A 25,397-nucleotide genomic window follows, 5' to 3' on the forward strand; every position below is an offset into this window, starting at 1 on the left:
TAAATTATAATCAGTCCAAATAAGAATAATTAATCAGTCTAAATAAGAGTAAGTCAACTCTCATATGCGATACATCTTCCTCTATTTTTGCTGTTTTCAACTGCTTCACACACTAACTTTTGCGCAGGAAACAACCGGAAAAGTCCAGGGGATTGTGGTTACTGCCGACGGAAAACCGGCCGTTTCAGCTACGGTAGTGCTGAAGAATACGCGCTATGGAACCACTGTCGACGCAAAAGGAACCTACTCGGTAGAAGCGCCGGAAGGTCGCTATAGTCTTTTGATTCAATCCCTTGGCTTCGAAAGCAAAACCATTCCGGTCCAGTTAAAAGCGGGTGAAACCGTCACCATTCCATCGGTTTCCCTCAACGAAGCAGCCCGCCAACTGGACGATGTGGTGGTGACGGGCCAGTACGAACCCCAATCCATGCGGCAGTCGGTGTACCAGATTCGCACCATCGACCGCGAACGGATTCAATTGCGGGGGGCTACCAACCTGATCGGCGTATTGAACAACGAACTCGGCATCCGGTTTTCCAACGACGCGACGCTCGGCACTTCGGACATTCAACTGATGGGCATGTCGGGCCGGAATGTCAAAATCCTGCTCGACGGCGTTCCGATGGTCGACCGGGGTGACACCCGGGAGAGTCTGAATCAGATCGACATCAACACCATCGAGCGTGTCGAAATTGTAGAAGGGCCCATGTCGGTTTCGTACGGAACCGATGCGCTGGCCGGCATTATTAATATCATTACCAAAAAACCGGGTAGCGAACGAGTAGTCGTTTCGGGGCGCATTCAGGAAGAATCTGTCGGCCGTGAATACCGGGGACTCAGCGGACAAGGTTCTCACAACCAGAATATTGGCCTTACCTGGCAGAAAAATGGCTGGTATATTGGCGTCGGCGGAACCCACAATGATTTCGGCGGCTGGCAGGGAAACTCAACGATCCGAACCAAAGAATGGCACCCGAAAGAGCAATGGCTCGGCAATGTAAAATTCGGGTACCGCACGGAAAAACTGAACGTATGGTATCGGCTGGATGCGGTCGATGAAACGATCAATGCACTGGGGGCCGTCAACATCAACACCAATCAGGCGCGGGACCAGAATTTTATCACCAGCCGGTTTACGCACCAGGCCCAGGGCGACTGGCGTGCCAGTGAGCGGCTGCAACTGAACGGTATTGTGTCTTACACCGACTACAGCCGCCGAACCCAAACCACCAACCTCGATTTGACAACCGGCCGTCGCACGCTCTCGCTGGGGCAGGGCGAACAGGATGTTTCGGCGTTCGACAGCAAAATTTTCCGGGTAACGGCCCAATACAAAGTTTCGGCTGCGGTTTCGCTGCAACCCGGCATCGACCTCAACCTGGAAAGTGCCCGTGGTGCCCGTATTCTGGGTGCGCCGTCGATCAACGACTACGCCTTTTTTATCTCTTCGGAACTGAAACCGACCGCTGCCATCACGATCCGCCCGGGTTTGCGGTTTGTAAAAAACTCGGTATATGACGCGCCACCGGTTATTCCATCGTTGAACACCAAAATTACGATCCACAAAAATACCGACCTGCGTCTGGCCTACGCCCGTGGTTTTCGATCTCCGGCTTTGCGCGAATTGTATTTCAATTTCTTCGATGCCAGCCACTCCATTACCGGCAATCCGGATCTGAAAGCCGAATATTCCAACAGCTTCAACGGGTCGCTCACCTGGCGGTCGGTCAGTACGAGTACCATCCGGATCACATCGACATTGACCGGTTTTTATAACGATTTCCATAACCTGATTAGTTACGGGTACGATCCGAACAATCCGGGCGTGATGAAAACGATCAATATCGATCGGTTTAAAACCACGGGAGGCACTTTGAATAACACACTGTACACTAAGAATCTACAGGTGACGCTGGGCTTTTCGCACATTGGCCGCTACAACAGTTTAACCCAAAGTGATAGTGGTTTGCCCGAGTTTGTGTGGTCACCAGAGGTTAATTCCAACCTCACCTATCACCTGCAAAAGATCGATACGAAAGTCAGTCTTTTTTATAAATATACCGGCAAAAAACCGGCTTACGAAACCCAGTCGGGGGCGGATGGAAAGACACTCATTCACCTGGCAGAAACCGCCGATTATCATTGGGCCGACATCACGATTAGTAAATCCATTACCAAATACGTCACGCTGAATGGCGGGGCAAAAAATCTGTTTAATGTCACCCGATTGAACAATACGTCGGCCGACACCGGCGGTTCACACAGCACGGGCGGGGCGGTTCCGCTTAGTTATGGACGGTCTTATTTTCTCGGTTTAAACTTCCAATGGAGTAAGTAATTTTTCAGAATAAAGCGTAGAGACAAGAGAATAAAGAAAACAACTAAACTTCGCATCTCTGGTCTATACTCTCTGGTCTATACTCTCTTGTCTCTACTCTTTATTCTCAAATTAATCCAATCAATTCCAGTATTCCATAAATTCAATACATCCATGAATAAAGTACGCTCGTTTATCGCATTACTCACTTTTAGTGTTCTCCTAAACGCCTGCAAACAGGATGATGCTCCGCTCCCCGACAATCTGGTTCAATTTGAAGCCAGCGAGCAGGGATTCGAGTCTGATAAAACTGAAACTGAAGTCAAACTAACGCTGACCCGAAGTGCCGAAACCGCCACGGCGATTACCATCGATTTACTACCGAGCGGTATTGCTTACGGCACCCAGTTTACGACTACGCCAGCGGCCACCAACAACAGCCTGACCGTTACCATTCCCGCCGGAAGTAACGCGGGTTCTTTCAAAGTAACCAAAGCCGCCAGTCTTTTTCTGAGCGGAAAAGAAGCGATTAATTTTACGATTAAATCGGCCGCCAGCCCGGTTTTAGTTGGCACAAAAAGCACGTCAGTGCTGAAATTTTCATCCATTGTATCGACCGGCTCCCAATTGAAATTAAATGGTGGCGAAGGCGGTTCCAGCGCGGTTAACTCGGTGTTTGTCGATTTCAGCAACAACGCCCAGACGGCAGTTGCCCGCAACAGCTGGGATTTAGGCTTCTACGGCGGGGCGGATTTCCGGGTGATTATCAACGGAACAACGGGTGCTTCAGCCAAAGAACTGACCAAAACTGATTTAACTCAGGTCACGGCGGCCGATACGGTTGGGTTGAAAAACACCCTGATTTTGAGCCAGGGAACCGGAAATCTGGCCAATGTGGATGATGTGGAAGGGGATTTGACGAAGACTGTCATCAAAACGATTTCGGCCACCGATGCGGAAAACAAAGTCTACATTATCAATCCGGGAACGTCGGGAACCGCGGCTAAAGCCTGGTATAAGGTACGCGTTGTCCGGAAAGGAACCGGCTACACCCTGCAATACGCCCAGATTGCTGAAACCACGTTTAAAACGCTGGATGTTCCAAAAGATGCGAACCTGAATTTCAGTTATGTTTCCTTCGAAAAAGGACTTACTACCGTTGAACCGGCCAAAACAGCGTGGGATATCGAGTGGACACTGGCAACTTATAAAGCGGCTTTAAGCGCCACTGAATCCGTTCCGTATACCTACGCCGATTTTGTTTTCATCAACCACCTGGGTGGCGTCGAAGCGGCCGAAGTTCTGACCAGCACGGTTTCTTATGATACTTATGCCGAAGCGAACATCACGACTACGCCATTCAAGAAAGACCGCAATGTAATCGGCAGCAACTGGCGAACGTCAGCCGGGCCTAATGGGGTTGCTGCTGGTGTTAAAACGGACCGGTTTTATGTTATAAAAGACGCCGTTGGGAACATTTATAAATTGAGGTTTATTAATTATACCTCGTCGGACGGCGGTGTGAGAGGATACCCGAATATCGAATACAAACTGATTAAGAAAGTTTGACGGTTTTCGGTATTCGGTTTATAGTGTACGGTGGCTGGCGCGGGCTTACAAAAGAATGCGTCAGCCACCGTACACTATAAACCGAATACCGAAAACCGTTTATCTTCCCTGGTCCGCCACATAATTCCGACGGAAATTTTCTACTTCTTCATTCGTAAACCCGTAAATTCCCTGAATTTTTCCGACGGCTTCCATTAGTTTCGGCAATTCGGTTTGGGTGTTGGTCACAAAGCGATAAACGGCGGCTGAACGATCGTAAGGAACATTTAACAAGGCCAGAATCTCGTCAATCTGGGCGTCGGTAATTTTTTTATTTTTAGCATCAATCGTTCGCCAGCCGTGTAAGAATCCGGCGGCTTCACTGATTAAATGCATCACTTCTGATCGTTCCTGATCACCCTGACTGGTTGAATTCAGCGTTGAAATACTCATATGCAGGCTATTGATAACCGTAGCCGCGTTGGCTTTTTCCCAATTCAGTTTGATGGCGGCCAACGCATCATCCCGATACGTAACATAATCTTCTCCTCCTTTTAATGCAGCTTGCAGGGTAATGAAAGCCAGACGGGTTTGGCTGTATAAGCCCGTACCACTTGCATCGTCCCGCCGGGCAGCATAAGCGGCCATCAGGCGGTCTGGATTCTGATAAAATGTACGGTTATCACTGTTGTAAAACATCGGACTGGCTCCGTATAAAAACAGAATTTGATCGGCCGTAGCTTCCGTAAAAGTTCCATTCGTCAGGGACATCGCATAATTGTACAGTGCCGCGCCATACAATCCTTTTTCGATCATCTGCTCCATTTCCAAACCGTATTCGTCGAACAGATACGAGCCGAAAACACCCCCTTCCCAACTCCGGTCGAATGGGTAGAACGACCCACCGCTGGCTTTCGAGAGTTCGGCAAAATACCCGTTATTCTGGGCCTGAAGGCGGCTGATGTAATAGGGTGTCGTTATGGATAGTAAACTGAAACTTCCCTGGGTGAAAGCCGAATTGAGCGATTCTTCCGATACATACACCCCGCGCTGCCGACCTTTTTTAGCTTCATCGACCAGGGTCGTAAACTGCTGAACGAGAGGCTGAAGCGGTTCTGAATTAAACCGGTATCCGAGGCTGTCATACACGCGCGGAATGGACAGGGAAGGCTTCAGATCGGCGTCGCTTTCTTCTTTACAGGAAGCCAGTATAACCGTGAATCCGGTTACGATTACCAGGGCTAGTCGCCGAATTTGATACATTTTACGCATAGAATTTCTTTATTGGATTAGTGAAGCCTGACCTGAGAAAAAGGGATCTTTCTCATCGTTGACTCGGGTTTGCTAACGCACGTTGTCGATCATCCGCTCCATTTACTAGTACGCGCAAAGTTCTGATGTATTGTCCATAAAAAAAAAGCAGCGTCAAAGACCCTGCTTTTTTATCCTACTCACTATAGCTTTTACTGTATTATCTTAGGCAACGGATTGGTCTTTTTAATTCAATTCGGTCCAGGCCTTCTCCAGGGTATTGAGTCGGCTCATGGCGTCCCGCAACAGGCTCCGCAAACCTTCCAGTTCCTTTTTTGTAAAGCAAAAATACAAGGGTTCAACGGTCGTGCCCAGGTAAAGCCGCCGGATTTCACCGACGGAATCCGGTACCGGCTGGCCAAAAAATTCGTCTGAATCGATCGACTCGACATGTCGAACCAACTGCCGGAACTCGCCCGGTGACATTACCTGAAAAATGTTATTAAACCGGAAACTGAGAGTGGCTTTACAACCCCGGCAGAGGTGGATTTCGCCGGAGTCGGTTTGAGCCAGCGGGATAAAACAGGCATCGCGGTTCGCCATGACAGGAAGTTGATAAAACCGACGGAATTGCGGACAATTCCGTCGGCAAGCGTGGATAAGAAACGGTTACTTTAACGTTTTGCTTCCGTCGGGCTGGTAAGCGTAGCGGAATGTATAATACCGGCTTTCGCTGCCCGGTCCGTCCGGCCCGCCCTTGTAGTAACCCAGAACCTGCACTTTGGCGTATTTGCCATCACCGGTGCGGATTACGAGCACTTTATCAGGCGTCGGAGCAATAATTCCGCCCCCGTAGGTATACCAGCCGTTGCCTGATCCGGTCGGAATAGCCAGTTTATTGGGGTTGTCATCGACCGCAAACGCAGCCTGATCCGGTACAACGGTCAGACTTTCGAAGGTTCCGGTATAAATATAGGCGCCACCCTGACCCGCCCGCCCGGTTCCGCCGTTGACAATAAGGGTCGTTGCCCGAATGCCGATGTCCCATTTGTTGGTTGCCGAATCGCTGTTCGGCACCTGTTTACCTTCTTTAAAACTAAAAAACGTAAACCGGTTGGTCGCCCCCATCGGCCGGCCCGACTGCGGGTCGTTGCGGGTTGGATCAGCGGGTAAATCACTGACGGTGGACACTTTAACCGACTGGGCGCGAACGGGTTGCAAAACCGTTGCCAGCCCAATAAAAACCAGATTTACGAATGCCAACGAAATTTTGTTCACGATTTAGTCACGTATGGTTAAAAAATAATCCGGCTACGACAACACTTCACATTCGAGTCCGGCCCGGGTTAGCAACTTGAGCCACCACTTCGCGCCATTCGGTTTTTTCCGGAATACCGGGTTTCCGTTTCCCAAAAACCAACGCAATCTGGTTGCCCTCAGCGTCATAGAGTTCAAGGCTGGTGACAATCCCGTCGACCGTTGGCTTTTTAACCACCCAGGCCGATGCGACATGATCTTCCCGCAGATGCAGATTGAACTGCGGGTCGAGCACGTTGAACCACGGTCCCATCGGCACCAGTTTCCGAACTTCACCGGTATGAATCTGAATACAACCCTGGTTTCCCACAAAAATCATAATGGGCAAACTGCTTTTGGAAGCTTCATCAAACACACTTTTCACAGCCTCCATGGTAATGGGCAACGCGTATCCTTCCGGTGCCAGCCGCATGGCCTGCAAACGGGAGACGTTGTATTTCCGCAACAGGCCAAAAAACGCGTGCGTATCCTTCAGATCGAGCCACGCCTGTTGAAAAGCCGCAACGTCGATTTCCGAATCCGGCTTTGGCGCCACAACTTCCGGTTTGGGCTCAATCGCCAGATTTCCAGTCTGATCGGTGGCCCGGTATCGATCGACAAGTGCGTCGTAAGCCAGTTCGTTACTTTGATCAGTCAGGTAGATTTTGTGAACGGCTTCGCCATCGGAAGCAAAAAACTGCAGGCTCTTCCGGTCGTTTTCATGAACGGCGAAACCGAATTTCCAGTGGATCAAAAACAGGCGGAGGTCGATATCTTCACCCAAAACCAGCCCCACATGGCCGTTAAACGATACGTTCAGGTATTCGCCTTTCCGTTCGTGCACCACACTGTCGTTGCGGGTCAGGGCCATCACGTAACCCAGCGTTGGAACTTCTTTCAACAATTCCCGAAAATCGCCGGCCAGTTGAGTCGCCGTTTCACCAATACCGGTGGCTACCAACTCGGCTTCGCTAACGCCCAACTGTTGAGCCGCATCGCGAATGCGCACTTTAGGATTTTCGGCCTTGAAAGCCGCATACTGTTTTTTCAGATCGAGAACGGTCGTTGTCATGTTGTTGGTTAATTTAAGTCGTGAGAGGAACGGAAATAGCCTGCCGGGTGTGAACGATCAACGGACAATCCAGCTCCGGCTGGTGAATAATCTGTACGGATAAATTGAAGGCCTGACGGATGGATTCAGTGGTTAAAATGGCCGCCGGTTTGCCAAAAGCCAGCGCTTTACCTTCCTTGAGCAACAGCACTTTATGGGCATATTGCATGACCAGATTCAGGTCGTGCAGAATCGCCACGACGCCGTAGCCGCGCCGGGTCAGTTCACTGGCCACTTCCAGTAAACTGTGTTGATAATAAAAATCCAGGCCGGTCGTCGGTTCATCGAGCAACAGGTATCTGGATTGCCGGATCGGCACATCAGGTCGGTTTATGTCCTCACTGCTCATCAGCTGGGCCAGAATTTTGGCAAGGTGGACGCGCTGCTGCTCTCCGCCCGACAGCGTCGGGACGGCCCGTCCGGCCAACTGAGAAATGCCGGTTCGTTCCAGTGCATAATCGACAATGGCCAGATCTTCGGGACGCGGCTGGCCTTCAAAATGCGGATACCGGCCCATCATCACCAGTTCATACACACTGAATTCGAACGCCAGCGGATTTTGCTGGGCCAAAACCGCCCGTCGCCGGGCCAGTTCGAGCGCCGAAAATTGGCCAATCGGTTTTTTATCGAGTAAAACCTGCCCCTGCGTGGGCGACAGTTCCCGGCTAAAGGTTTTCAGCAGCGTGGATTTTCCGGCCCCGTTTGCACCCACCACCGCCACCAATTCGCCTGGCCAGACGGCCAGCGACACATCGTCCAGCAGGACTTTCCGGTTGATTTGGTGCGAAATATGTTGTACTTCCAGCATGCTTTCCAGTTGCTCTGTTTATGGTTTAAAGTTTATAACCAGAGGATAATAAGCCGTTGATTATAAAATAGTTAATCATAAACTATAAATTAAAATTACGCCCGGTTACCCGCGCCCCGAATCAGCATAAACAGAAAGGTCGGAGCGCCAATCATTCCCGTGATAATACCGATCGGCAATTCGGCCGGCATAACAATCGTTCGGGCCACGAGATCCGATAAGGTCAACACAATGGCTCCCAACAGGGCCGAAGCGGGCAATACCGTCCGGTGATTGGCGCCCGAAATGAGTCGGATCAGGTGCGGCACCACCAGTCCGATGAAACCGATAACGCCCGAAACCGCCACCGCCACGCCCACGCCGAGGGTAGCCAGGATGACGACGTTTCGTTTCAATTTTGACACATCTACGCCAAGGTGTCCGGCCTGACTTTCACCCAGGGCGAATGCATTCATGGGTTTGCTCAGTCGCGGCATGAGCAAAATCGGAAGGAGCAGAAACGGTGTGGCCACCTGCAACACTTCCCAGCTGGCCCCGCCCAGACTCCCCATGCTCCAGGTTGAAATGGTCCGGAGCTGGGCTTCGTCGGCCAGATACATCATCAGCCCGCGTAAGGCTTCACAGAAGACGTTAATGGCAATTCCGACCAGCAGCATCGTTGAAACGACGGTTCGGCCGTTTTTCCGGGCCAGCGTATAAACCAGCAGCGTTGTGCCAACGGCCCCGGCAAATGCCGCCAGCGATAGCGTGTATAAACCGGAAAGGGATGACAAATCCCGGAAGATTTTCAGCTGCAACACAATCATCAGAACGGCCATGACCGACGCGCCCGACGAAATACCGATGAGGCCCGGATCGGCCAGCGGATTCCGGAACAACCCCTGAATGGCCGCCCCTGAAATCCCCAAAACGCCCCCAACCAGCACGCCCAGCAGGATTCGCGGCAGACGGATGACGGTCAGAACCGTCTCCTGCTGGGGTTCTACGGCGGCAATTTCCCAACCGACCTGCCTCAACAGAATCGCCAGCACGTCGGGAACCGAAATCGATACGGCACCGATGCCGACCGACCACACCATTACGACCAGCAGCAGCACCAACAGCAACCCGTTCAGCCACCAGCCTTTGGAACGGGGCAATCCGGTCGGAATAATCCGCTGCGACGGCGCAGCCGCCAGGGGTGGTTGTAGGTCAGTTTGCATACAATAAGGGGGCAGCCATTAATTTTTTAGCGACAATTCGGGGTTCAGTTTTCGACTCAGTTCCTGAATAGCCAGACCCAAACGGGGGCTAAAACCGGTCAGTAGCTGACCATCCATTTCAATTACCCGGCGATTTCGACCGGCATTGGTTTGGGCGACTCCCTGAACTTTCAGAAGTCCGTCGATACCACCCAGGCTTTCCAACCCACTCGTAAACAGCAAGATAACATCCGGATTGCCGCTTACCAGGGCTTCGGGCGTCAGCGGTTTAAAGCTTTCGAAATCGTTGAAAGCATTCTGCGCACCCGCCAATTGAATTATTTTTTCGATGGAGGTATTACGACCCGCCACCGTCATGGTTCCGGTGCCACGGGCGTAAATGAAGAGTACTTTCTGCGGTTTAGCCGGTTTTCGAATTTTAGCCAGATCGGCGTCTAGTTTGCGAATTAGTAAGGCGGCTTTAGCCGAAGCACCAAACGCCCTGGCGACGTCGCCGATCAGCTTTTTGGTGCCGGCAACACTGGTTTCCTGGTCGAAAATCAGCGTTTTCACCCCGGCGCTTTTGAATTGTTGCACAACTTCCGGTTTTATATCCATGCTCCCGTTGGAGCGAACACCGAGAATGGTGGTTGGGCGCAGGGCCAGCACCGCTTCGGCACCGATGTTGCGATTGTGACCTACTTTCGGAATTTTCTCCATGGCCGCCGGATACGTACTCGTTATATCGACACCGACCAGCTGGTTTTGAAGACCCAGATCACAAAGAATTTCCGTTATCGTTCCGTTCAGGGAAACGATACGCTCGCTTTTCGAATTTCCCTGGGCATATACCGACACACTGATTAGCAGCATGACAGCCAGTAAATAGACTTTTTTCACCATTTCCTTCCAGTCAGTTAACAGGCACAAATAAATTAGACTATTTCTAAATAAACAACCTTTTAGGAATATTATTTTTCAATAGTCTAAATTAGAATTACCTGAACGGATTGGCTTTCGGAAAATACCGATGCTGCATTTTCGGAGTGGCAAACGTAAATTTCAGCGTTGAAATCCTATAAAAACAAAAAAGCCACTCATTGCTGAGCGGCTTTCGTACGTTATGATAACGTAGACTTATTTTGCTGAATCAGCAGACATGCTGTCAGTTGCCATTGTCGTATCAGACATCATGGATGAGTCAGAAGACATTGCAGTTGAGTCAGTTGTTGATGTAGTATCTTCAGTCTTTTTTGATTGACAAGCAGCAGCCAAAGAAACCATCGTCGCAACGAACAATACAGATTTTACAATACGTTTCATGAGAGTAGTCAGTTTAAGTGATAATAAATCTCACCCTTAATACAGGAAGGGCCATTAGGTAACCCATGTTTTTTCAAAAAAATTAAAATTTATTTTTGGGTTACATTTGACCCGGAATCGTATTAAGTATGCAAGGAACCAATGACAGAACCGAGCCGTTTGCATGTATCTGACGACCACCTGCTTGCCGGGTTGGCCAACGGTTCGGACACGATGCTGGAAGAGCTGTATAAACGGTATTTTCCGATGGTGTTGCACCTCATCCTGAATAACAGCGGCTCAGAAGATGATGCTAAAGATATTTATCAGGAAACGCTGATTGTCCTGTACGAGAAAGTGACGGCGGATTCGCTGGAATTGCATTGCCAGTTAAAAACGTACCTCTATTCGGTGAGCCGTCGGCTCTGGCTCAAGCAATTATCAATGCGAAGCCGCAACGGAAATTCGCTGGTGGATACCGAAGATCTGGCGGATGTGGACGACGATCTGACTGATCATGAATCCCGGGACCGCCAGTTCGATCTGATGGCCGATTCGCTCGACCGACTGGGAGAACCCTGCCGGACTTTGCTGGAAGATTTTTATATCCATCATTTGTCGATGCAGGACATTACCGAAAAATTTGGCTATACGAACGCCGATAATGCCAAAACACAGAAATACAAGTGTCTGATGCGGCTGAAACGGTTATTCTTTTCAGTATTTAAAGAAGAGTAAAATGATCGACCACCAGAAATTCACCGACTGGGTTGACAAATGGCTTCGCAACGAACTGACGGAAGCTGAGCGGCTGGAGTTTGAAGCGATCCGCCGGTCGGATCCGGTACTGGCCCAGCGCGCCCGCGAACAGCAGCAGCTGGCGAAGGCCATGAAAAACTACGGCCAGCGTACGGATTTTCGCAGTCGCCTGAACCGGATTCATGCCCGGTTGGATATGGATGCTGTTCGGGATGAGGCCAGTCAGCTTTCGAAGGTTCGAAAACTGCACTCTACCGGCGGAACCCTCCGGCAGTTGTGGCAAACTTACCGCCCCATTCTGGCCGTGGCCGCTTCGGTTGCGCTCATTACAACGTTTGGAACCCTGATGCTGGTCCGGCAATACCAGTCGAGCCACAAGCAACAGGAACAATACAGCATGATGCGTCGGGATTTGCAAGCCATCCGGCGGTCGCAGAATGCGATTTTGCAGGATTTGAATGCCCGCGAGCGAGCGTTGCAGATCAATCCGGGTCAGGTAGCCGGGTCGGGCTTTTTGCTGTCGCCGGATGGGTATCTGGTGACCAACACGCACATCATTCAGGATGCGGATTCCGTGTATATCCAAAGCACGAAAGGCGATATTTACAAGGCAAAAGTCGTTTATGCCGACACCAAATATGACCTCGCCATTTTGCAGGTGCACGAAGACAGTGCGTTTCGGGTAAAAACCACACTGCCCTACGGCTTTGAAGCCGCGCCCTCGGATTTGGGCGAACGCGTTTTTACGCTGGGTTTCCCGCGGGAAGAAATTGTTTATGGCGAAGGTTATCTGAGTTCGCACACCGGTTACCGGGGTGATTCAACGGCCTATCAGGTAGCCATCAGCGTGAACCCCGGGAACTCCGGTGGTCCGTTGCTGGATGAAAAAGGAAATGTAATCGGCATCATCAGCGGGAAGCAAACGTCGTCGGAAGGCGCTACATTTGCCATCAAAACCGATTATCTGTTCCGGGCCATTTCGTCGATTCCGACCGATTCGCTTAAAAACAATTCGATTCGGATGAGTCGCAAAAATGGCCTCGCCAAACTCCCGCGCAAGGATCAGATTAAAAAGATTCAGGAGAGTGTGTACATGGTGAAGGTGTTCAAGCACGAGAAATAAGCGACTGAACTACAGCTTCAATCCTATCCAATACGATAAAAAGCCAACTTTGAGGAAAGTTGGCTTTTTTGTTGGGTTGATTTATCAAATTAAAATTAAGCGTTACATTGTACCTTCAATTGGCTGTGTTGCACCAAGTGACCGTCGACTAACCAGACCCTTAATCATGCAAGCAAGCGTAAGTAACCGAAAGCCCGCGGCTTTTACCGAAAAGAAATACCTCGTCACCATTGTTTTTGTCACCTCACTGTTCATGTTCTGGGGCATCGCCATAACGATGGGTGATGTGCTCAACAAACACTTTCAGCATGTGCTGAGTCTGACCAAAACGCAGTCGGCCTTTGTACAGTTTGCTATTTTCGGAGCCTACTTTGTGATGGGTATTCCCGCCGGGCTTTTCATGAAGCGGTTTGGGTATAAATCCGGCGTGCTGCTGGGTCTAGGGCTTTTCGCCACCGGTGCCTTTCTGTTTGTACCGGCGGCCAATGCGGCTTCCTTTACCTACTTTGGTCTTGCCCTTTTCATACTAGGTTGCGGTCTTTCAACCCTCGAGACGGTGGCGCACCCCTTTGTGGCTTCACTGGGTGACCAACGCACCAGCGACCAACGCATCAATTTCGCGCAGGCTTTCAACGCCCTGGGTGCCATCATGGGACCGGCCATCGGTTCCTATTTTTTATTGAGAACCAACACCGAAGGAAGCACCGATCTGACGTCGGTCAAGATGCTGTACATTGTGATTGGGAGTGTCATCGCCGGTATTGCGGTGCTGTTTTCGTTCGTCAAGGTTCCGGCCCTTACCAACCCACACGCTTCGGCCGACGTTGATCCGGATGCCGTAAACGTCGATGTCGAACCGGAAAAGAGCCTTTTTCAACACCGGCATTTCGTCTGGGCCGTTATTGCGCAGTTTTTCAATGTAGCGGCACAAGGCGGTACGTGGGCCTTTTTCATCAATTACGGCCATGAGAAAATGGGGTTTTCCGACGCAACCGCCGGTAATTACATGGTGCTGTTTATGGGGCTCATGCTCGCCGGACGGTTTGTCGGAACTTTCCTGATGCGGTTTATCGCTCCCAATTCGCTGCTGGCTATTTTTGCCGCTGGTAACATTCTGATGTGCCTCATTATCGCCCAAAGCTGGGGATGGCCGTCTTTTATCGCCCTGCTGATGCTAAATTTCTTCTTCAGTATCATGTTCCCGACCATTTTCAGTCTGGGGTTGAAAAACCTGGGATCGCATACCCAGCAGGCGGCTTCCTTTATTTCAATGGGCGTTTGCGGGGGTGCTCTTTTTCCGTTTGCTATGGGTGCTGTGGCCGAATACGATGTGGCTACGGCCTATTATCTGCCCATTATTTGCTATGCCGTGATTTTCCTGTTCGGCGCCAAATTTTCAAAACCAATCTAATGCGTACCCACGGACTTTAGTCCGTGATTTTTAATCCAGGGCATTAAACACGGACTAAAGTCCGCGGGTACGTTCAAAACGCCAGTTCAAGCTGGCGTTTTGCTTTGCATTTTGTTTGCAACTGGCCAGTTATTTGCTTGTAAGACAAATCAAAAAACTTCAGGATCGATATGACACGGTTTTACCATTTAGCCCTCCTTTTGCTGCTTCTCACCAGCCCGGTAGTCGCCCAGCGGATTACAATGCGCGAGCTCATCGATATGACCCGCCTGAAAACCGCCCAGGTCGATTCCTGTCTTTTTCAAAAAGGATTTGTTTTCAAAAACCGATCCGAAAGTGTGGCTAATCCGGCATCTATCTACGAATTCCAGCCGTTTCCGTTCCTTGGTGACCTGACCCACACCACGACGCTAATTCAATACATTGGTAACGATCAGTTGGGATTATTGAATTTTCAGCAACCTTCAAAAACCAGGCAGTCGGCTTTACGAAATGAACTGATTGCGATGGGTTTTAAACCCGCAGAAACCGTTGCCGGCTCCGAATTCACCGAACGGCAGATCTACTACAAAGCGAAAATCGTTGTCAGCTTCAAGCCCGCCGATTCGGGCAACGGAATTGCCGGGCACTATACCGGTTACAGCATTTCGATTCATCATCAACGGCAAATGTAAGAGGGGCCGATTCGCGACCGGGCGTCCAAGATTACCAATGCTGACCCACGTTTTGTATTTTGCTTCTTCAACGACGATCCGCGGATTCTCTTCCCATGTCAACAATAGATATCATCATCGAAGAACGCCCGGCCGACATTGGCCATTTTCTGGTGGGGCGCTTACTCCCCTTTCGCGAAAAAAGAATGGTGGGGCCGTTTATTTTTATTGATCACATGGGCCCTGTCCGGATGAGCGACCATGAGAATATTGATATTGGGCCGCATCCGCACATCGGTCTTTCAACACTCACCTACCTTTTTGACGGAGCGATTTTTCATAAAGATACACTCGGCACCGCGGTAGAAATTACCCCCGGCCAGGTCAACTGGATGACCGCCGGAAGCGGTATTGTTCACTCGGAGCGGACACCGGAACACCTGCGTCATTCGGACAAAACCCTGCACGGTTTGCAGATCTGGGTGGCCCTGCCGAAAGAACTGGAACAAATGCCGCCTTCCTTCTTCCACGCTTCAGCCGACGACATACCGACCTGGGAAACCCAGGGCGTTGCCTACAAATTGATTGCCGGTGCGGCTTTTGGCCGGAAATCGCCCGTACCGGTTTATAGCGATCTTTTCTTTCTGGAAATCAAAAGTTCCACCACCCAAACCATCTGCATTGGCGACGACTTATTCGGTGAAACGGGACTGTATATTCTGGAGGGAAGCCTTGAAAGTGAGGGCCATACGTATCCGCCCAAACGCATTCTGGTGACCAAAAATCCCCAGCTTTGCGAATTCGTGATTCATGCCAACAGCACCATTTATGTGTTTGGCGGAGCGCCTTTTCCCGAAGGACGCCACATCTACTGGAATTTTGTAGCCACCAGTCTGGAACTCATCGAACAGGCCAAACAAAACTGGCAGGAGGAAAAATTTCCGAAACTAGCAGGCGAAACCGATCGCATACCGTTGCCACCCGCAACGCCCAATCTGAAGCAAAAACCGTAGAGTCTGACCGGTTTTCCGCCAACAATAAACCCTGGCAGCGTGTTTAGGTGGGACAGGTAAACAACCAAAACGGAAAGAAAATGACACCGGTAAACCAGGCAAAAGAAGTTGTTCTGTCTTGTGTAAAGGCGATCAATGAAGAGAATTTTGACCTTGCGAGAAGTTTGGTGAATGATTCGATGACGTTCGATGGTGTCCTGGGTTCCCGACGTGGGGCGGAAGCGTATTTCCAGGATATGAAAAAGATGCGGCTGAAATACACCATCAAAAAAGCTTTCGCGGAGGGCGATGATGTCTGCCTGCTGTATGAGTTGACCATGGCCGGGCAGACCGTGTTTTGCTGCGGATGGTATCATCTTGAGAACGGCAAAATCAGCTCGCTCAAAGTGATTTTTGACCCCAGGCCGGTGCTGGAAGCGTCCGCCAAAAGCTAAAACCGGAACCGGGGTTGAACGAAACCATTTGCATTCGTTCAACCCCGGTTCCGGTCGTTTTATTACAGCCGGAACCGGCTGGTCCCTTGATTAAACCGTTGGATAAATCAGTTTTGGCCAACCGATAAGTACCGTGTCAGCCCTGTTTGTTTTCACGAAATGAATCCCAGATCACCGAGCGGTCGATGCTGTCAATCGTCGCCCGACCCGTTAGAATCATGGCCAGTTCGAATTCATACGTCAGCAGTTGCAGCACCTTCGCCACCCCTTCGGCCCCTCCGCAGGCCAGTCCGAAGCAAATCGGTTTACCAACCAAAACCGCATTGGCACCCAGGGCGATGGCTTTTAATACGTCCGTTCCCCGCCTGATTCCGCCATCCATCAAAACCGGAATGCGCCGGTTAACCCGCTCGGCAATACGCGGAAGGGCTTCAATCGTAGCGGGTACGGTATCCAAATTCCGGCCACTGTGATTCGAGACGATGATCCCCGATACACCCGCCTGAACGGCTTTCTCAGCATCGTCCGGATTTAAAATTCCTTTCAGCAAAACCGGCGTTTTCGCAAACGACTGAATCCACGCGATATCGTTCCAGGTGAAGGGTTTTTTCTCGACAATTGGCCCGCCCATGTGCGGAATGGTGACGCCCGCCGGTAATCTGAAGTTGCCTCGCTGCTCCCGGTTCCGCACACCCGGAACGGGCGTGTCGACGGTGATGCAAAGGGCCTGACACCCTTGCGCTTCGGCTTCCTGGATTTGATTTCTGGTAAATTCCCGATCATCCCGGACATACACCTGAAACCAGAGTGGCTGCGTTGCCACCTGAGCGATTTCGGCCAAGGGTGTTGTCGTGAAGGAACTGACCACATACAAGGCCGAAGCCAATCCGGCACCACGGGCCGTCGCCAGCTCGCCTTCGGGGTGCATGAGCTTGTGGTAGGCGGTGGGCGCAATCAGAATCGGATGAGCCAGTTTCTGGCCAAAAAGGGAAATGCGGGTATCGAGCTGGCTGACATCCGTCAGAACCGTTGGATTGAGCTTGATCGCATCGAGTGCCTGCCGGTTCCAGCGGACGGTCAGTTCGTCGGCGGCCCCACTGGCAACGTATTCGTAGGCCATTTCCGTCATTTTTCCCTTGGCCATTTGCTCAAAATCAAACAGATTTATGAAGTCTGCTAAATCGACAGGTTCCTGCTTCAGCGAATCGGGCGGTACGCCTTCCATACGAGATTGATTTGGTTCCGACACTACCCAAATGCGGTTTTCCATCCGATTCTACCCGGTCAACGGCGTTATTTCCGGAATAAAATGACCAGTATGGCAACGTGTCGATTCGTTTCTAAAACCGCAAGTTGTAAGGGGGGTCTGCTTGTAATCCTACCGGCGAACGGTAATTTAGACAGACGCCGTTAAAAGTTCTTCTTTGATTCGGCGGGCAACGATTTTTTCTTCACCGGGTTGCAGCATCCAGGCCGTCACCCGGACCAGGTTCCCGCCTTTGAGGGTTTCGGCCACCGCCGGATCAATCGAATCGGAACCGGCCTGATAATGATACAGCGGCAAACCCGAAAACTGGGCTTCGATGGACGGATGGCCATCGCGCAAGCGGTCGCGCAGCTGGCGGCCGGTCAGTTTCACCACGGTATCGTCCCAGTTGATGGTCAATACCGGCGTTACATTACCAAGTTCGGGAACGGTAATTTTGGTGGTAACGCCTTTCAGCCCCTCCACGGCATTCTGAATGTGGGCAATGCGGTTTTCCCAGGTTTTCCATTCCTTTTCGTGGTCGTTCGAAAGGTATTTTTCGAGGGCCACATACATGCCGAGAATTTCTTCCTTATTGACTTTATGACCGCGCGCGACGGTGAATCCCCGGGGTGGTGAGTTCAGCCGGGCCGCGGCAATGAGGTCTTTCCGGCCCATCAGAATACCGGCGCTCTGCGGACCGCGAATGGCTTTCCCGCCCGAAATAAAAACCAGATCGAAACCCATCTCATTGAATTTCCAGAGGTTCGAAACCGGGGGCACGTCGGCGGCAATGTCGATGGAGGTGGGAATGTTGTGCTTTTTGCCCAAAGCCACCCACTCCTCGTGTTTGATCTGGCCCGCGTTCGACACAATGTTCAGAAAATGCAGCAGGGCGGTTTTTTCATTGATCGCTTTTTCAACATCCTCCACCGTTTCTACCTCCACGATCGTGCAGCCTGTGTTCAGAAAAGCGTGGTTGTAGCGTTCATTGTGGCTTTTCTGGCAGATCACTTCCGACTTCATGCCGGTTCCTGCCAGGTGCGGCAGTTGCTCCACTTTCCGGACGTCCAGGCCCGTCAGGATGCCCGCCAGCCCCAGCGTCATGGCCGAGAAAGCGCCACAGGTTACCATAGCCGCTTCGGAATGCACCAGCTGGGCGATCCGCTCCCCTACTTTATCCTGCACCTCGTCGATCATGCAAAAATGGTGGGATGTACTTTCCAGCACCTCCACCACTTCATCGCGCATGATACAGCCCGACATGTAGGTGAGTGTTCCGGCGGCATTGATGAAGGTGCGGATTCCCAGTTCTTTAAAAATATCCCGCTCCCGGATGGTCGACTGCGGCACCTGCGGTGTGGCTCCTGCCAGGGGCAAAACCGTTAACCCTTTTAACAATTCCCTGCGATTCATGACCTTAGTGGCTCGTAAAGTCTCTAAAATACGGGAGATATCGGGTAAACACACGCTATGGTGCCACTTTCAAGTCAAAATTCGGTAATGTGGCCTAAATCCCCGGTTTTACGCCCTTTCCTCAGGCCGATTTAGCATAAAACGCTTTTAAATTTTCACGGTACATCCGCGTCCATTTCAACTGCTGACCGGTTTTCAACCGAACCATGTATTCGCCGTTGAAATACGTTTCGACTTCGGCGATGTAGTTGATATTGACGATATACGAGCGGTTTATCCGCACAAAATCGGCCGGATCGAGCCGGGTTTCCAGGTTGGTCAGGCTGTCGTAAATCGTATGGCGTTCGTGGGCGGTATGCAGCGTAATATAGTTGCCATCGGCATCGAGGTAACTAATGTCATCGGTTTTGACCAGGTACATCCGCCCCGTTTCTTTCACCAGAATCCGGCGCAAAAAAGAACCGCTTGGCTGGGCAGCCTGTTCAACCAGCAACTGATTGACCAGGGCCTCGATTCGGGGCTGGGTCCGTTGCGCCAGCCGTTCCTGTACGCGGCCCAACGCCTGATGGAATCGCACTTCATTGAACGGTTTTAACAGATAATCGATGGCATTTACCTCAAAAGCCCGGAGCGCATACTGGTCGTAAGCCGTCGTAAAGACGACAAATGGCTGGTGATGGGGCCAGATTTCTTTCAAAACTTCAAAACCGTCCAGTTCGGGCATCTGAATGTCGAGAAAAATCAGGTCGGGGCGGTGTTGCAAAATTTTAATGATGGCTTCCGTGCCGTTGCCGGCTTCCTCCACAATGGTGATGGCAGGATCGGTTTGCAAAAAGGTGCGAATGACCCCGCGGGCCAGTAGCTCATCGTCAATGATGAGCGAACGATACGTTGTCATAAGTGGATTGGGTTACCTGTCCGGAAAATCACCGCAAACCGGGTCGAATCAATCGATACAAAGGATCTCGATTAAAAATACGCCTTCCGCAGCTCCGGCAACAGCATTTTCCGGTTCAACTGGCGAATTCGTTCGGTGAAGCGGTACGTAACCGGATCTGATCCACAAAGATTGGTGCGGAGGAGGGTGCAGACAGGCGGTTTTATGCAAACCCACTTAATCAGTATGTCAACCCCGTTAAAGCCGGTTTAAAATCAGAAAGTGGGTTTTGCCGCTTGATTTTTCGAACTGCCGACCGGGCTATTTAAACACCGCAGGTAACGCTTCGCATAATTGGCATTTCCATCCGCAGCCCGTTCATGTAGGTTTGCTTCCATTTAAAACCAAGTTGACCTTATGGCTTACGCAAACAAGACGATTTCCAATGCCATTACCGGACAGTCCATCCGGTTTGTCCAGACGGCCAAAGACACAGATGGCAAGCTGCTCGAAATGGAAGCGACTTTCAGGGCGCACTCCACCGAACCTGCGCCCCATTTTCACCCGCATCAGGTTGAAGATTTTCTGATTGTGTCCGGCGAGCTGACGGTTCGTCTGGATGGTACGCAGCGAACCTTTCGAAAAGGTGACCGCTTGCACATCTCGAAAAACAGGGTTCATACCATGTGGAATCCGTCGAACCAGCCAACGGTTGTCAACTGGCAGGTCAGGCCGGCGATGGATACCGAATATTTTCTGGAAACCACAACCGGACTGGCGAACGATGGCAAAACCAACGCCCTCGGAATGCCCTCCGTGTTGCAGATTGCCCTGCTGGTCAACCGGTTTTCAAAGGTGTTCCGGCTGACAAAGCCCGAACCCGCCGTCCAGAAAATTGTATTTACCCTACTGACTCCCGTGGCTTATCTGTTCGGTTGCCGTCCGACGTATCGGAAATACCTCGACTAAGATTCCGGATGCCACAACCCGGTTTTACACTTTCTGAAAAACCACAATCCCATTGTGGCCCCCGAAACCGAAGGTATTGCTCATAGCGGACTGTACGGTTGCCGTCCGGGCTTCTTTCAAGACGATAGTCAAAGTCTCCGGAATTGCCGGGTCCCGGACCTCGGTATTGATCGTGGGGGGAATGACATTGTCGCGCATCGCCAGCAAACAAATGAGGGCTTCGATAGCGCCGGCAGCGCCCATCAAATGGCCGGTTATCGATTTGGTGGCGCTAATGTGTAGACTGGTCTTTTTAGAACCGGTCAGTTTGGCAACGGCATGCATTTCCGACAGATCTCCCACCGGTGTCGAGGTTGCGTGGGCGTTCAGGTAATCCAGGTCTTCGATGTTGATTCGGGCTTCGTTCAGGGCGAGTTGCATGGCCCTGGTTGCGCCAATTCCGTCCGGGTGCGTGGCCGTGATGTGATACGCATCCGCCGTCATGGCAGCGCCGGTCAGTTCGCCATAAATCGTTGCGCCCCGCCGAACCGCGTGTTCGTACTCTTCCAGAACGAGTGCCCCCGCCCCTTCGCCCATGACAAACCCGTCGCGATCGACATCGAATGGCCGCGCTGCCGTTCCCGGATCGGCATTCCGGGTCGACATGGCTTTCATAGCGCAATAACCGCCAAACGATGACGGCGTTATGGGCGCATCCGAACCTCCGCTGACGATGATTTTGGCTTTCCCCAGCCGGATGTAAGTAAAGGCATCCATGAGGGCCGAATTGGAACTGGCGCAGGCCGAAACCGCCGTGTAGTTGATTCCCATCAAACCGTGCCGAATCGAAATCAGGCCGGATGCCAGGTTAACCAGAACTTTTGGAACCAGAAAAGGGCTGAATCGGGGATGACCGTCGCCCAACACGTACTCTTTTGTCTGCTCTTCCAGGGTTTCCGTTCCACCCTGCCCCGAACCCCAGATGACGCCCACATCGAACGGGTCCATCTTGTCCAGATCGAAACCGGAATCTTGAATGGCCTGGTCGGCAGCGATCAGAGCAAACTGGGTAAACCGGTCCGTTCGCTTGATGTCATTGCGGGTTAGATACGTTGCCGGGTCGAAATATGTAATTTCAGAAGCAAACTGGGTACGAAATAGAGAAGCATCGAAGCGGGTGATTCGGTCGACGGCCGACTGGCCATTGACAACCTGCCGCCAGAATGTTGAAATATCATGACCAATGGGCGTGAATGCGCCGATTCCTGTAACAACAACCCGGTTTAACATAAGGGACCTAAAGGGAATGTTCCGAAAAATTTGTCCGCAAAGAAAGCGACTTCCTGGTTGCGAAAAAATGCCGGACTTCATTTAGGGCCGTACCCACGGACTTTAGTCCGTGAGCTGTCAGCCGGTTCAATAAGGTGTATTATTCTGAAAGCCAGAAGATTAAACCGTCACCTCCACCGATTCGGGGACGGGCGATGGAACCGCTTCCTTACCCAGTTCCTTCAAAAGCCGGTAATGCGAAACCAGAGCTGCGGAAAAAGTCGGGTTTTCAATATAGGGCAGTCCAAATTCGTGGGCGGTATCCCGAACGATGTTGGCAATGACCGGATAGTGAATGTGGCAAACTTTGGGAAACAAATGGTGTTCGATCTGGCGGTTTAACCCCCCGCAAAGAAACGCAGCCAGGTCAGAGTCGGGTGCAAAATTGGCCGTAGTCCGCATCTGATGGACTGCCCAGGCCTCGTCGATACCGATACCCTCAAGCGGTACCGGAAACGAAGTGCCTTCAACCACGTGCGCCAACTGGAAGACGAGTCCCAACACCAGGCCTTCGACGATGTGCATCAACACAAACCCGAGGGCAAACTGCCACCACGTCAGATCCAGGACCAGAAAGGGAATAATGATAAAGAAGATATAATAGGCCGCTTTGGTAACAAACAGCTTGATGTATTCACGACGGGGATGCCCGGAGTTGTCGTAACTGCCGATGGTTTTCTTGAAAAACTTCATGTAGTCTTTGCGAAATACCCACGAGATAGACGCCAGCGAATAGAGCGGAAACGCGTACCACTGCTGGTACCGCTGCCACGGGCGAACCGGCTCATCGGTATCGACGCGGATCAACCCCGGCGCGATTTCAATGTCATCATCGTGACCGGGAATGTTGGTGTAGGTGTGGTGAACCACATTGTGGGTAATTTTCCAGACATAGGGACTGGCACCAATAAAATAAAAGCTGTATCCAATCCACTTGTTCACCCAGCTCCGGGAAGAAAAAGCACCGTGGAGGGCATCGTGGGAGACATTGAAGCCAATAAAAGCGGCAAACATGCCCATGGCAAGGGCCATTCCCAGCATCGCCCAGCTTCCAAACTGATTCGACAGAATCAAACCGTACATGACAAAGTAGCCGGTTACAAAGAAAATAGCTTTGGTCCACATGGCGCCGTTGGCGTTGGGCGAAAGGTTATTGTCTTTAAAATACGCATTGACGCGTTGCCGGACGGTAGAGAAAAACTGTGAACGGTTGGTGGTATTGAATTTAAGCTGGGTTACCATAAATTAGTAGTTAAAAATCCGGCCGATTTCCAGAATTTGTTTTAAGATTGGTAAGGTTAATCGGCCCTTACTGGTTAACGTATATTCTACCCGCGGTGGAATTTCGGCGTATACTTTGCGGTCCAGCACGCCCAAAGCGACCAGGGCTTTCAGCTCTCCGGCCAGCACTTTTTCGCTGATGGCCGGCAAACTTTCATTCAGTTCGCTGTAGCGTCGGGTCTCGTCGCCCACCAACAGAATGATGTATAATCGCCATTTTCCGGAGATTATCTTCAGTGCCTGACCGATCAGCACCAGATCCGGATTAACAGGCAGGTCATGTTGGTCGTTTTTGGTCATTGTTCCTTGCGGGATGAAATAATACCGGTTAAGGATTAAACCTCGCACGGAACATAGGCATTAAAAGGTTAAAAAATTCGTATCAGCAAGAGCGAAACAGTACTCTTCCCGGTAGCCGTCCCAAACGGCACAGGTTGATCACTATAAAAAGAGGATTGGAATACGAAAAGAACAGAAAGCCGATACAGAATGTAAATTAGGCTAACAACTTTGTAATTTACTAACAAGATTTAAATTTCCAACACGGCGACACGCTAATTCATACCTGAATACGATCCCGCTCCATCAGATGACTTTAAAACGAAACCGGGGTCGCTTTTAGTACAAACGACCCCGGTTTTCGGTGTCAGAAGCCTTCGCTTCAACCTCACTTATCCCACCAGAGTGGCGTCGACAGCGGCACTTCGGCTGGCACATGGGCACCGTTTTTCGATGTTTCACCGTTCGGGTAAGCGGCTCTCCGAATGAAGGTCGGCAGGGCCGCATTCAACGGCAACCGGAATCCTTTGTATTTGTAATCGTACCGCCGGGCGTCGTTCCAGGCTTCCGGATTCAGATACGTCGCTACGTATTTTTCCTTTAAAATCAGATCGAGCGTCAGCGCTGCCGGGCCGACACCCACCGCCGGATTGGCAAGATACGCATCACGGGCCGCTGCTGTCACCCCGTATTTGTCCATATTGGCCGTAATACCGGCCCGATAAGCCGCATACGCCCGGGCTTTGTCGCCCGCCCGGAAAGCCGCTTCGGCTTCAACAAACTTCATTTCGGCATACGTCACAATCAACAGCGGGGACGCGTCGCCGGTCAGCGGTGAATTGAGCGAAATGTAATTTTCGTCCTTCACGGTATTGTTTCCGCCCACATTGCCCTGTCCGTTGCGGGTTCCCTTGTAGTCGTTGTTGACGGTTTTGTCCGTAATTTTTTCAATGCGCGGATCCACAACGCCGTAGGTTGTCCCGTTCAGGTGATTGACAAACTGGTCGGAAAGCCAGCCATCGAGGTTCAGAGCCGCGTTGTCGCGGGCCACCTGCGCCCACGGATTCCGCAGCAGAAAAGACGCCATCTGCGCATCATCGGCGTTGGACGTATACGACTTCGAAACCGCATCCAGCACGTCGGCCGGTTTGTAGGTACTGGTCTTGGACACCTTGTTGAGCATCCGGGCTTTCAGGGCGTAAGCAGTTTTGGTCCACGCTGCCGTGTTGCCTTTGTGAATCAGATCATTAGCCCCGGACAGTTTAACTTTGGAATCGGTTTTGGCCAGTTCGGCAATGCCTTCATTCAACAGCGTCAAAGCCGTGGCATACAGCGTTTCTCCGGTATCATAGTTGGGCGTCAGCGTGGTTCCGGTAAACGCATCGGAGAAAGGGGCCGCGCCAAACACATCCGCAATCAGGGTCAGGTGATACGACAGCATGACATCGGCCACACCCACGTATTCGGAAGCACCCTGCTCCTGCGCCTTGTTTTTGAGATCATATAAATCGGCCATTCCGAAATAGACCGCGTCCCAGGTCGCCGTATAATCCGTTACCTGGTAGGTGTCCGTCGATCCGGCGGTTCCCGGACTGGCCAGGTATTGCACAAAATAAGAGGTCGTATTGGCAACCCGCTGCGAATTCAGGGCGGTTTTCTGCGTCGTGGTCGACAGCAGCGAAGCCAGCGGAGGATTGGCAATCAGGTTCGGATTGTCTTTCAGGTTAAAATAATCCTTGCAGCCACCCAGCCCGATTAGCAGCAAGGTCAGCAGCGGAAGTAGTAATTTATGATTCAATTTCATGATAATCAGC

Annotated in this window: 24 protein-coding genes; 9 read left to right on the forward strand and 15 right to left on the reverse strand. The window is 51.2% G+C overall.

Going from position 1 to position 25,397, the window contains the following annotated elements; all coding sequences use genetic code 11:
• Positions 1-64: 64 nt before the first annotated feature.
• Together EHT87_RS10090 and EHT87_RS10095 are read left to right on the forward strand one after the other, a co-directional pair.
• On the forward strand, positions 65-2,338 hold the full coding sequence (locus EHT87_RS10090; protein WP_124906509.1) for a TonB-dependent receptor: 2,274 nt from the start codon (positions 65-67) through the stop codon (positions 2,336-2,338).
• 153 nt (positions 2,339-2,491) lie between these two features.
• Positions 2,492-3,886, forward strand: a complete 1,395-nt coding sequence (locus EHT87_RS10095; RefSeq protein ID WP_124906510.1) for an HmuY family protein — start codon at positions 2,492-2,494, stop codon at positions 3,884-3,886.
• A 99-nt stretch (positions 3,887-3,985) separates the two neighbouring features.
• Here EHT87_RS10095 and EHT87_RS10100 read toward each other — a convergent pair whose 3' ends face one another.
• The 8 genes from EHT87_RS10100 to EHT87_RS10135 all read right to left on the reverse strand — a co-directional run bounded on the left by EHT87_RS10100 (position 3,986) and on the right by EHT87_RS10135 (position 10,835).
• The gene (locus tag EHT87_RS10100) at positions 3,986-5,137 is read right to left on the reverse strand and encodes a hypothetical protein (RefSeq protein WP_124906511.1); all 1,152 of its coding nucleotides are present in this window, start codon (positions 5,135-5,137) and stop codon (positions 3,986-3,988) included.
• A gap of 225 nt (positions 5,138-5,362) precedes the next feature.
• Positions 5,363-5,719 carry a DUF6686 family protein gene (locus EHT87_RS10105; protein ID WP_124906512.1) on the reverse strand — a complete coding sequence of 119 codons (357 nt, stop codon included), beginning with the start codon at positions 5,717-5,719 and terminating at the stop codon, positions 5,363-5,365.
• A 66-nt stretch (positions 5,720-5,785) separates the two neighbouring features.
• Positions 5,786-6,394, reverse strand: coding sequence for an HmuY family protein (locus tag EHT87_RS10110; RefSeq protein ID WP_221622006.1), 609 nt, complete (start codon positions 6,392-6,394; stop codon positions 5,786-5,788).
• A gap of 46 nt (positions 6,395-6,440) precedes the next feature.
• The gene (locus EHT87_RS10115; RefSeq protein ID WP_124906514.1) at positions 6,441-7,484 is read right to left on the reverse strand and encodes a hemin-degrading factor; all 1,044 of its coding nucleotides are present in this window, start codon (positions 7,482-7,484) and stop codon (positions 6,441-6,443) included.
• A 13-nt stretch (positions 7,485-7,497) separates the two neighbouring features.
• Positions 7,498-8,331 (reverse strand): heme ABC transporter ATP-binding protein, encoded by an 834-nt coding sequence (locus EHT87_RS10120; protein WP_124906515.1) that lies wholly within the window; start codon positions 8,329-8,331, stop codon positions 7,498-7,500.
• Between the two features lie 95 nt (positions 8,332-8,426).
• Positions 8,427-9,533 (reverse strand): FecCD family ABC transporter permease, encoded by a 1,107-nt coding sequence (locus EHT87_RS10125; protein WP_124906516.1) that lies wholly within the window; start codon positions 9,531-9,533, stop codon positions 8,427-8,429.
• An 18-nt stretch (positions 9,534-9,551) separates the two neighbouring features.
• Entirely contained in the window at positions 9,552-10,415 is an 864-nt protein-coding gene (locus tag EHT87_RS10130; RefSeq protein WP_124906517.1) for a heme/hemin ABC transporter substrate-binding protein, read from the reverse strand.
• Between the two features lie 234 nt (positions 10,416-10,649).
• Entirely contained in the window at positions 10,650-10,835 is a 186-nt protein-coding gene (locus EHT87_RS10135; protein WP_124906518.1) for a hypothetical protein, read from the reverse strand.
• A 141-nt stretch (positions 10,836-10,976) separates the two neighbouring features.
• Here EHT87_RS10135 and EHT87_RS10140 point away from each other — a divergent pair, with 141 nt between their 5' ends.
• The 6 genes from EHT87_RS10140 to EHT87_RS10165 all read left to right on the forward strand — a co-directional run bounded on the left by EHT87_RS10140 (position 10,977) and on the right by EHT87_RS10165 (position 16,207).
• Positions 10,977-11,552 (forward strand): RNA polymerase sigma factor, encoded by a 576-nt coding sequence (locus tag EHT87_RS10140; RefSeq protein WP_124906519.1) that lies wholly within the window; start codon positions 10,977-10,979, stop codon positions 11,550-11,552.
• A gap of 1 nt (position 11,553) precedes the next feature.
• Entirely contained in the window at positions 11,554-12,696 is a 1,143-nt protein-coding gene (locus EHT87_RS10145) for a S1 family peptidase (RefSeq protein WP_229320976.1), read from the forward strand.
• Between the two features lie 166 nt (positions 12,697-12,862).
• A complete protein-coding gene (gene fucP, locus EHT87_RS10150) occupies positions 12,863-14,107 on the forward strand; it encodes an L-fucose:H+ symporter permease (RefSeq protein ID WP_124906520.1) in 1,245 nt (414 codons plus the stop codon).
• A gap of 170 nt (positions 14,108-14,277) precedes the next feature.
• On the forward strand, positions 14,278-14,781 hold the full coding sequence (locus EHT87_RS10155) for a hypothetical protein (RefSeq protein WP_124906521.1): 504 nt from the start codon (positions 14,278-14,280) through the stop codon (positions 14,779-14,781).
• 95 nt (positions 14,782-14,876) lie between these two features.
• Positions 14,877-15,773 carry a pirin family protein gene (locus tag EHT87_RS10160; RefSeq protein ID WP_124906522.1) on the forward strand — a complete coding sequence of 299 codons (897 nt, stop codon included), beginning with the start codon at positions 14,877-14,879 and terminating at the stop codon, positions 15,771-15,773.
• Between the two features lie 80 nt (positions 15,774-15,853).
• The gene (locus EHT87_RS10165) at positions 15,854-16,207 is read left to right on the forward strand and encodes a nuclear transport factor 2 family protein (RefSeq protein ID WP_124906523.1); all 354 of its coding nucleotides are present in this window, start codon (positions 15,854-15,856) and stop codon (positions 16,205-16,207) included.
• A gap of 136 nt (positions 16,208-16,343) precedes the next feature.
• On the opposite strand, the gene EHT87_RS10170 is transcribed toward EHT87_RS10165, so the two are convergent.
• From EHT87_RS10170 to EHT87_RS10180, 3 genes are all read right to left on the reverse strand, one after another.
• Positions 16,344-17,432 carry an alpha-hydroxy acid oxidase gene (locus tag EHT87_RS10170; RefSeq protein WP_124906524.1) on the reverse strand — a complete coding sequence of 363 codons (1,089 nt, stop codon included), beginning with the start codon at positions 17,430-17,432 and terminating at the stop codon, positions 16,344-16,346.
• A gap of 171 nt (positions 17,433-17,603) precedes the next feature.
• Positions 17,604-18,869, reverse strand: coding sequence for an aminotransferase class V-fold PLP-dependent enzyme (locus EHT87_RS10175; RefSeq protein ID WP_124906525.1), 1,266 nt, complete (start codon positions 18,867-18,869; stop codon positions 17,604-17,606).
• A 121-nt stretch (positions 18,870-18,990) separates the two neighbouring features.
• Complete coding sequence (locus EHT87_RS10180; RefSeq protein ID WP_124906526.1) at positions 18,991-19,767, reverse strand: LytR/AlgR family response regulator transcription factor; 777 nt, start codon at positions 19,765-19,767, stop codon at positions 18,991-18,993.
• Between the two features lie 396 nt (positions 19,768-20,163).
• Here EHT87_RS10180 and EHT87_RS10185 point away from each other — a divergent pair, with 396 nt between their 5' ends.
• Positions 20,164-20,715: a cupin domain-containing protein gene (locus EHT87_RS10185; protein WP_124906527.1), complete on the forward strand. Its 552-nt coding sequence runs from the start codon at positions 20,164-20,166 to the stop codon at positions 20,713-20,715.
• Between the two features lie 24 nt (positions 20,716-20,739).
• Here the strand turns inward: EHT87_RS10185 and fabF are convergent, their stop codons facing one another.
• From fabF to EHT87_RS10205, 4 genes are all read right to left on the reverse strand, one after another.
• A complete protein-coding gene (fabF, locus tag EHT87_RS10190; RefSeq protein WP_124906528.1) occupies positions 20,740-21,984 on the reverse strand; it encodes a beta-ketoacyl-ACP synthase II in 1,245 nt (414 codons plus the stop codon).
• A gap of 159 nt (positions 21,985-22,143) precedes the next feature.
• On the reverse strand, positions 22,144-23,265 hold the full coding sequence (locus tag EHT87_RS10195; protein ID WP_124906529.1) for a fatty acid desaturase family protein: 1,122 nt from the start codon (positions 23,263-23,265) through the stop codon (positions 22,144-22,146).
• Positions 23,266-23,268: 3 nt separating this feature from the next.
• Positions 23,269-23,604, reverse strand: coding sequence for a winged helix-turn-helix transcriptional regulator (locus tag EHT87_RS10200; protein WP_124906530.1), 336 nt, complete (start codon positions 23,602-23,604; stop codon positions 23,269-23,271).
• Positions 23,605-23,971: 367 nt separating this feature from the next.
• A complete protein-coding gene (locus EHT87_RS10205; RefSeq protein WP_124906531.1) occupies positions 23,972-25,387 on the reverse strand; it encodes a SusD/RagB family nutrient-binding outer membrane lipoprotein in 1,416 nt (471 codons plus the stop codon).
• Between the last annotated feature and the right edge of the window lie 10 nt (positions 25,388-25,397).

Origin of the sequence: Larkinella knui, assembly GCF_003858645.1 — a bacterium.
In the GTDB taxonomy this organism is placed as follows: domain Bacteria; phylum Bacteroidota; class Bacteroidia; order Cytophagales; family Spirosomataceae; genus Larkinella; species Larkinella knui.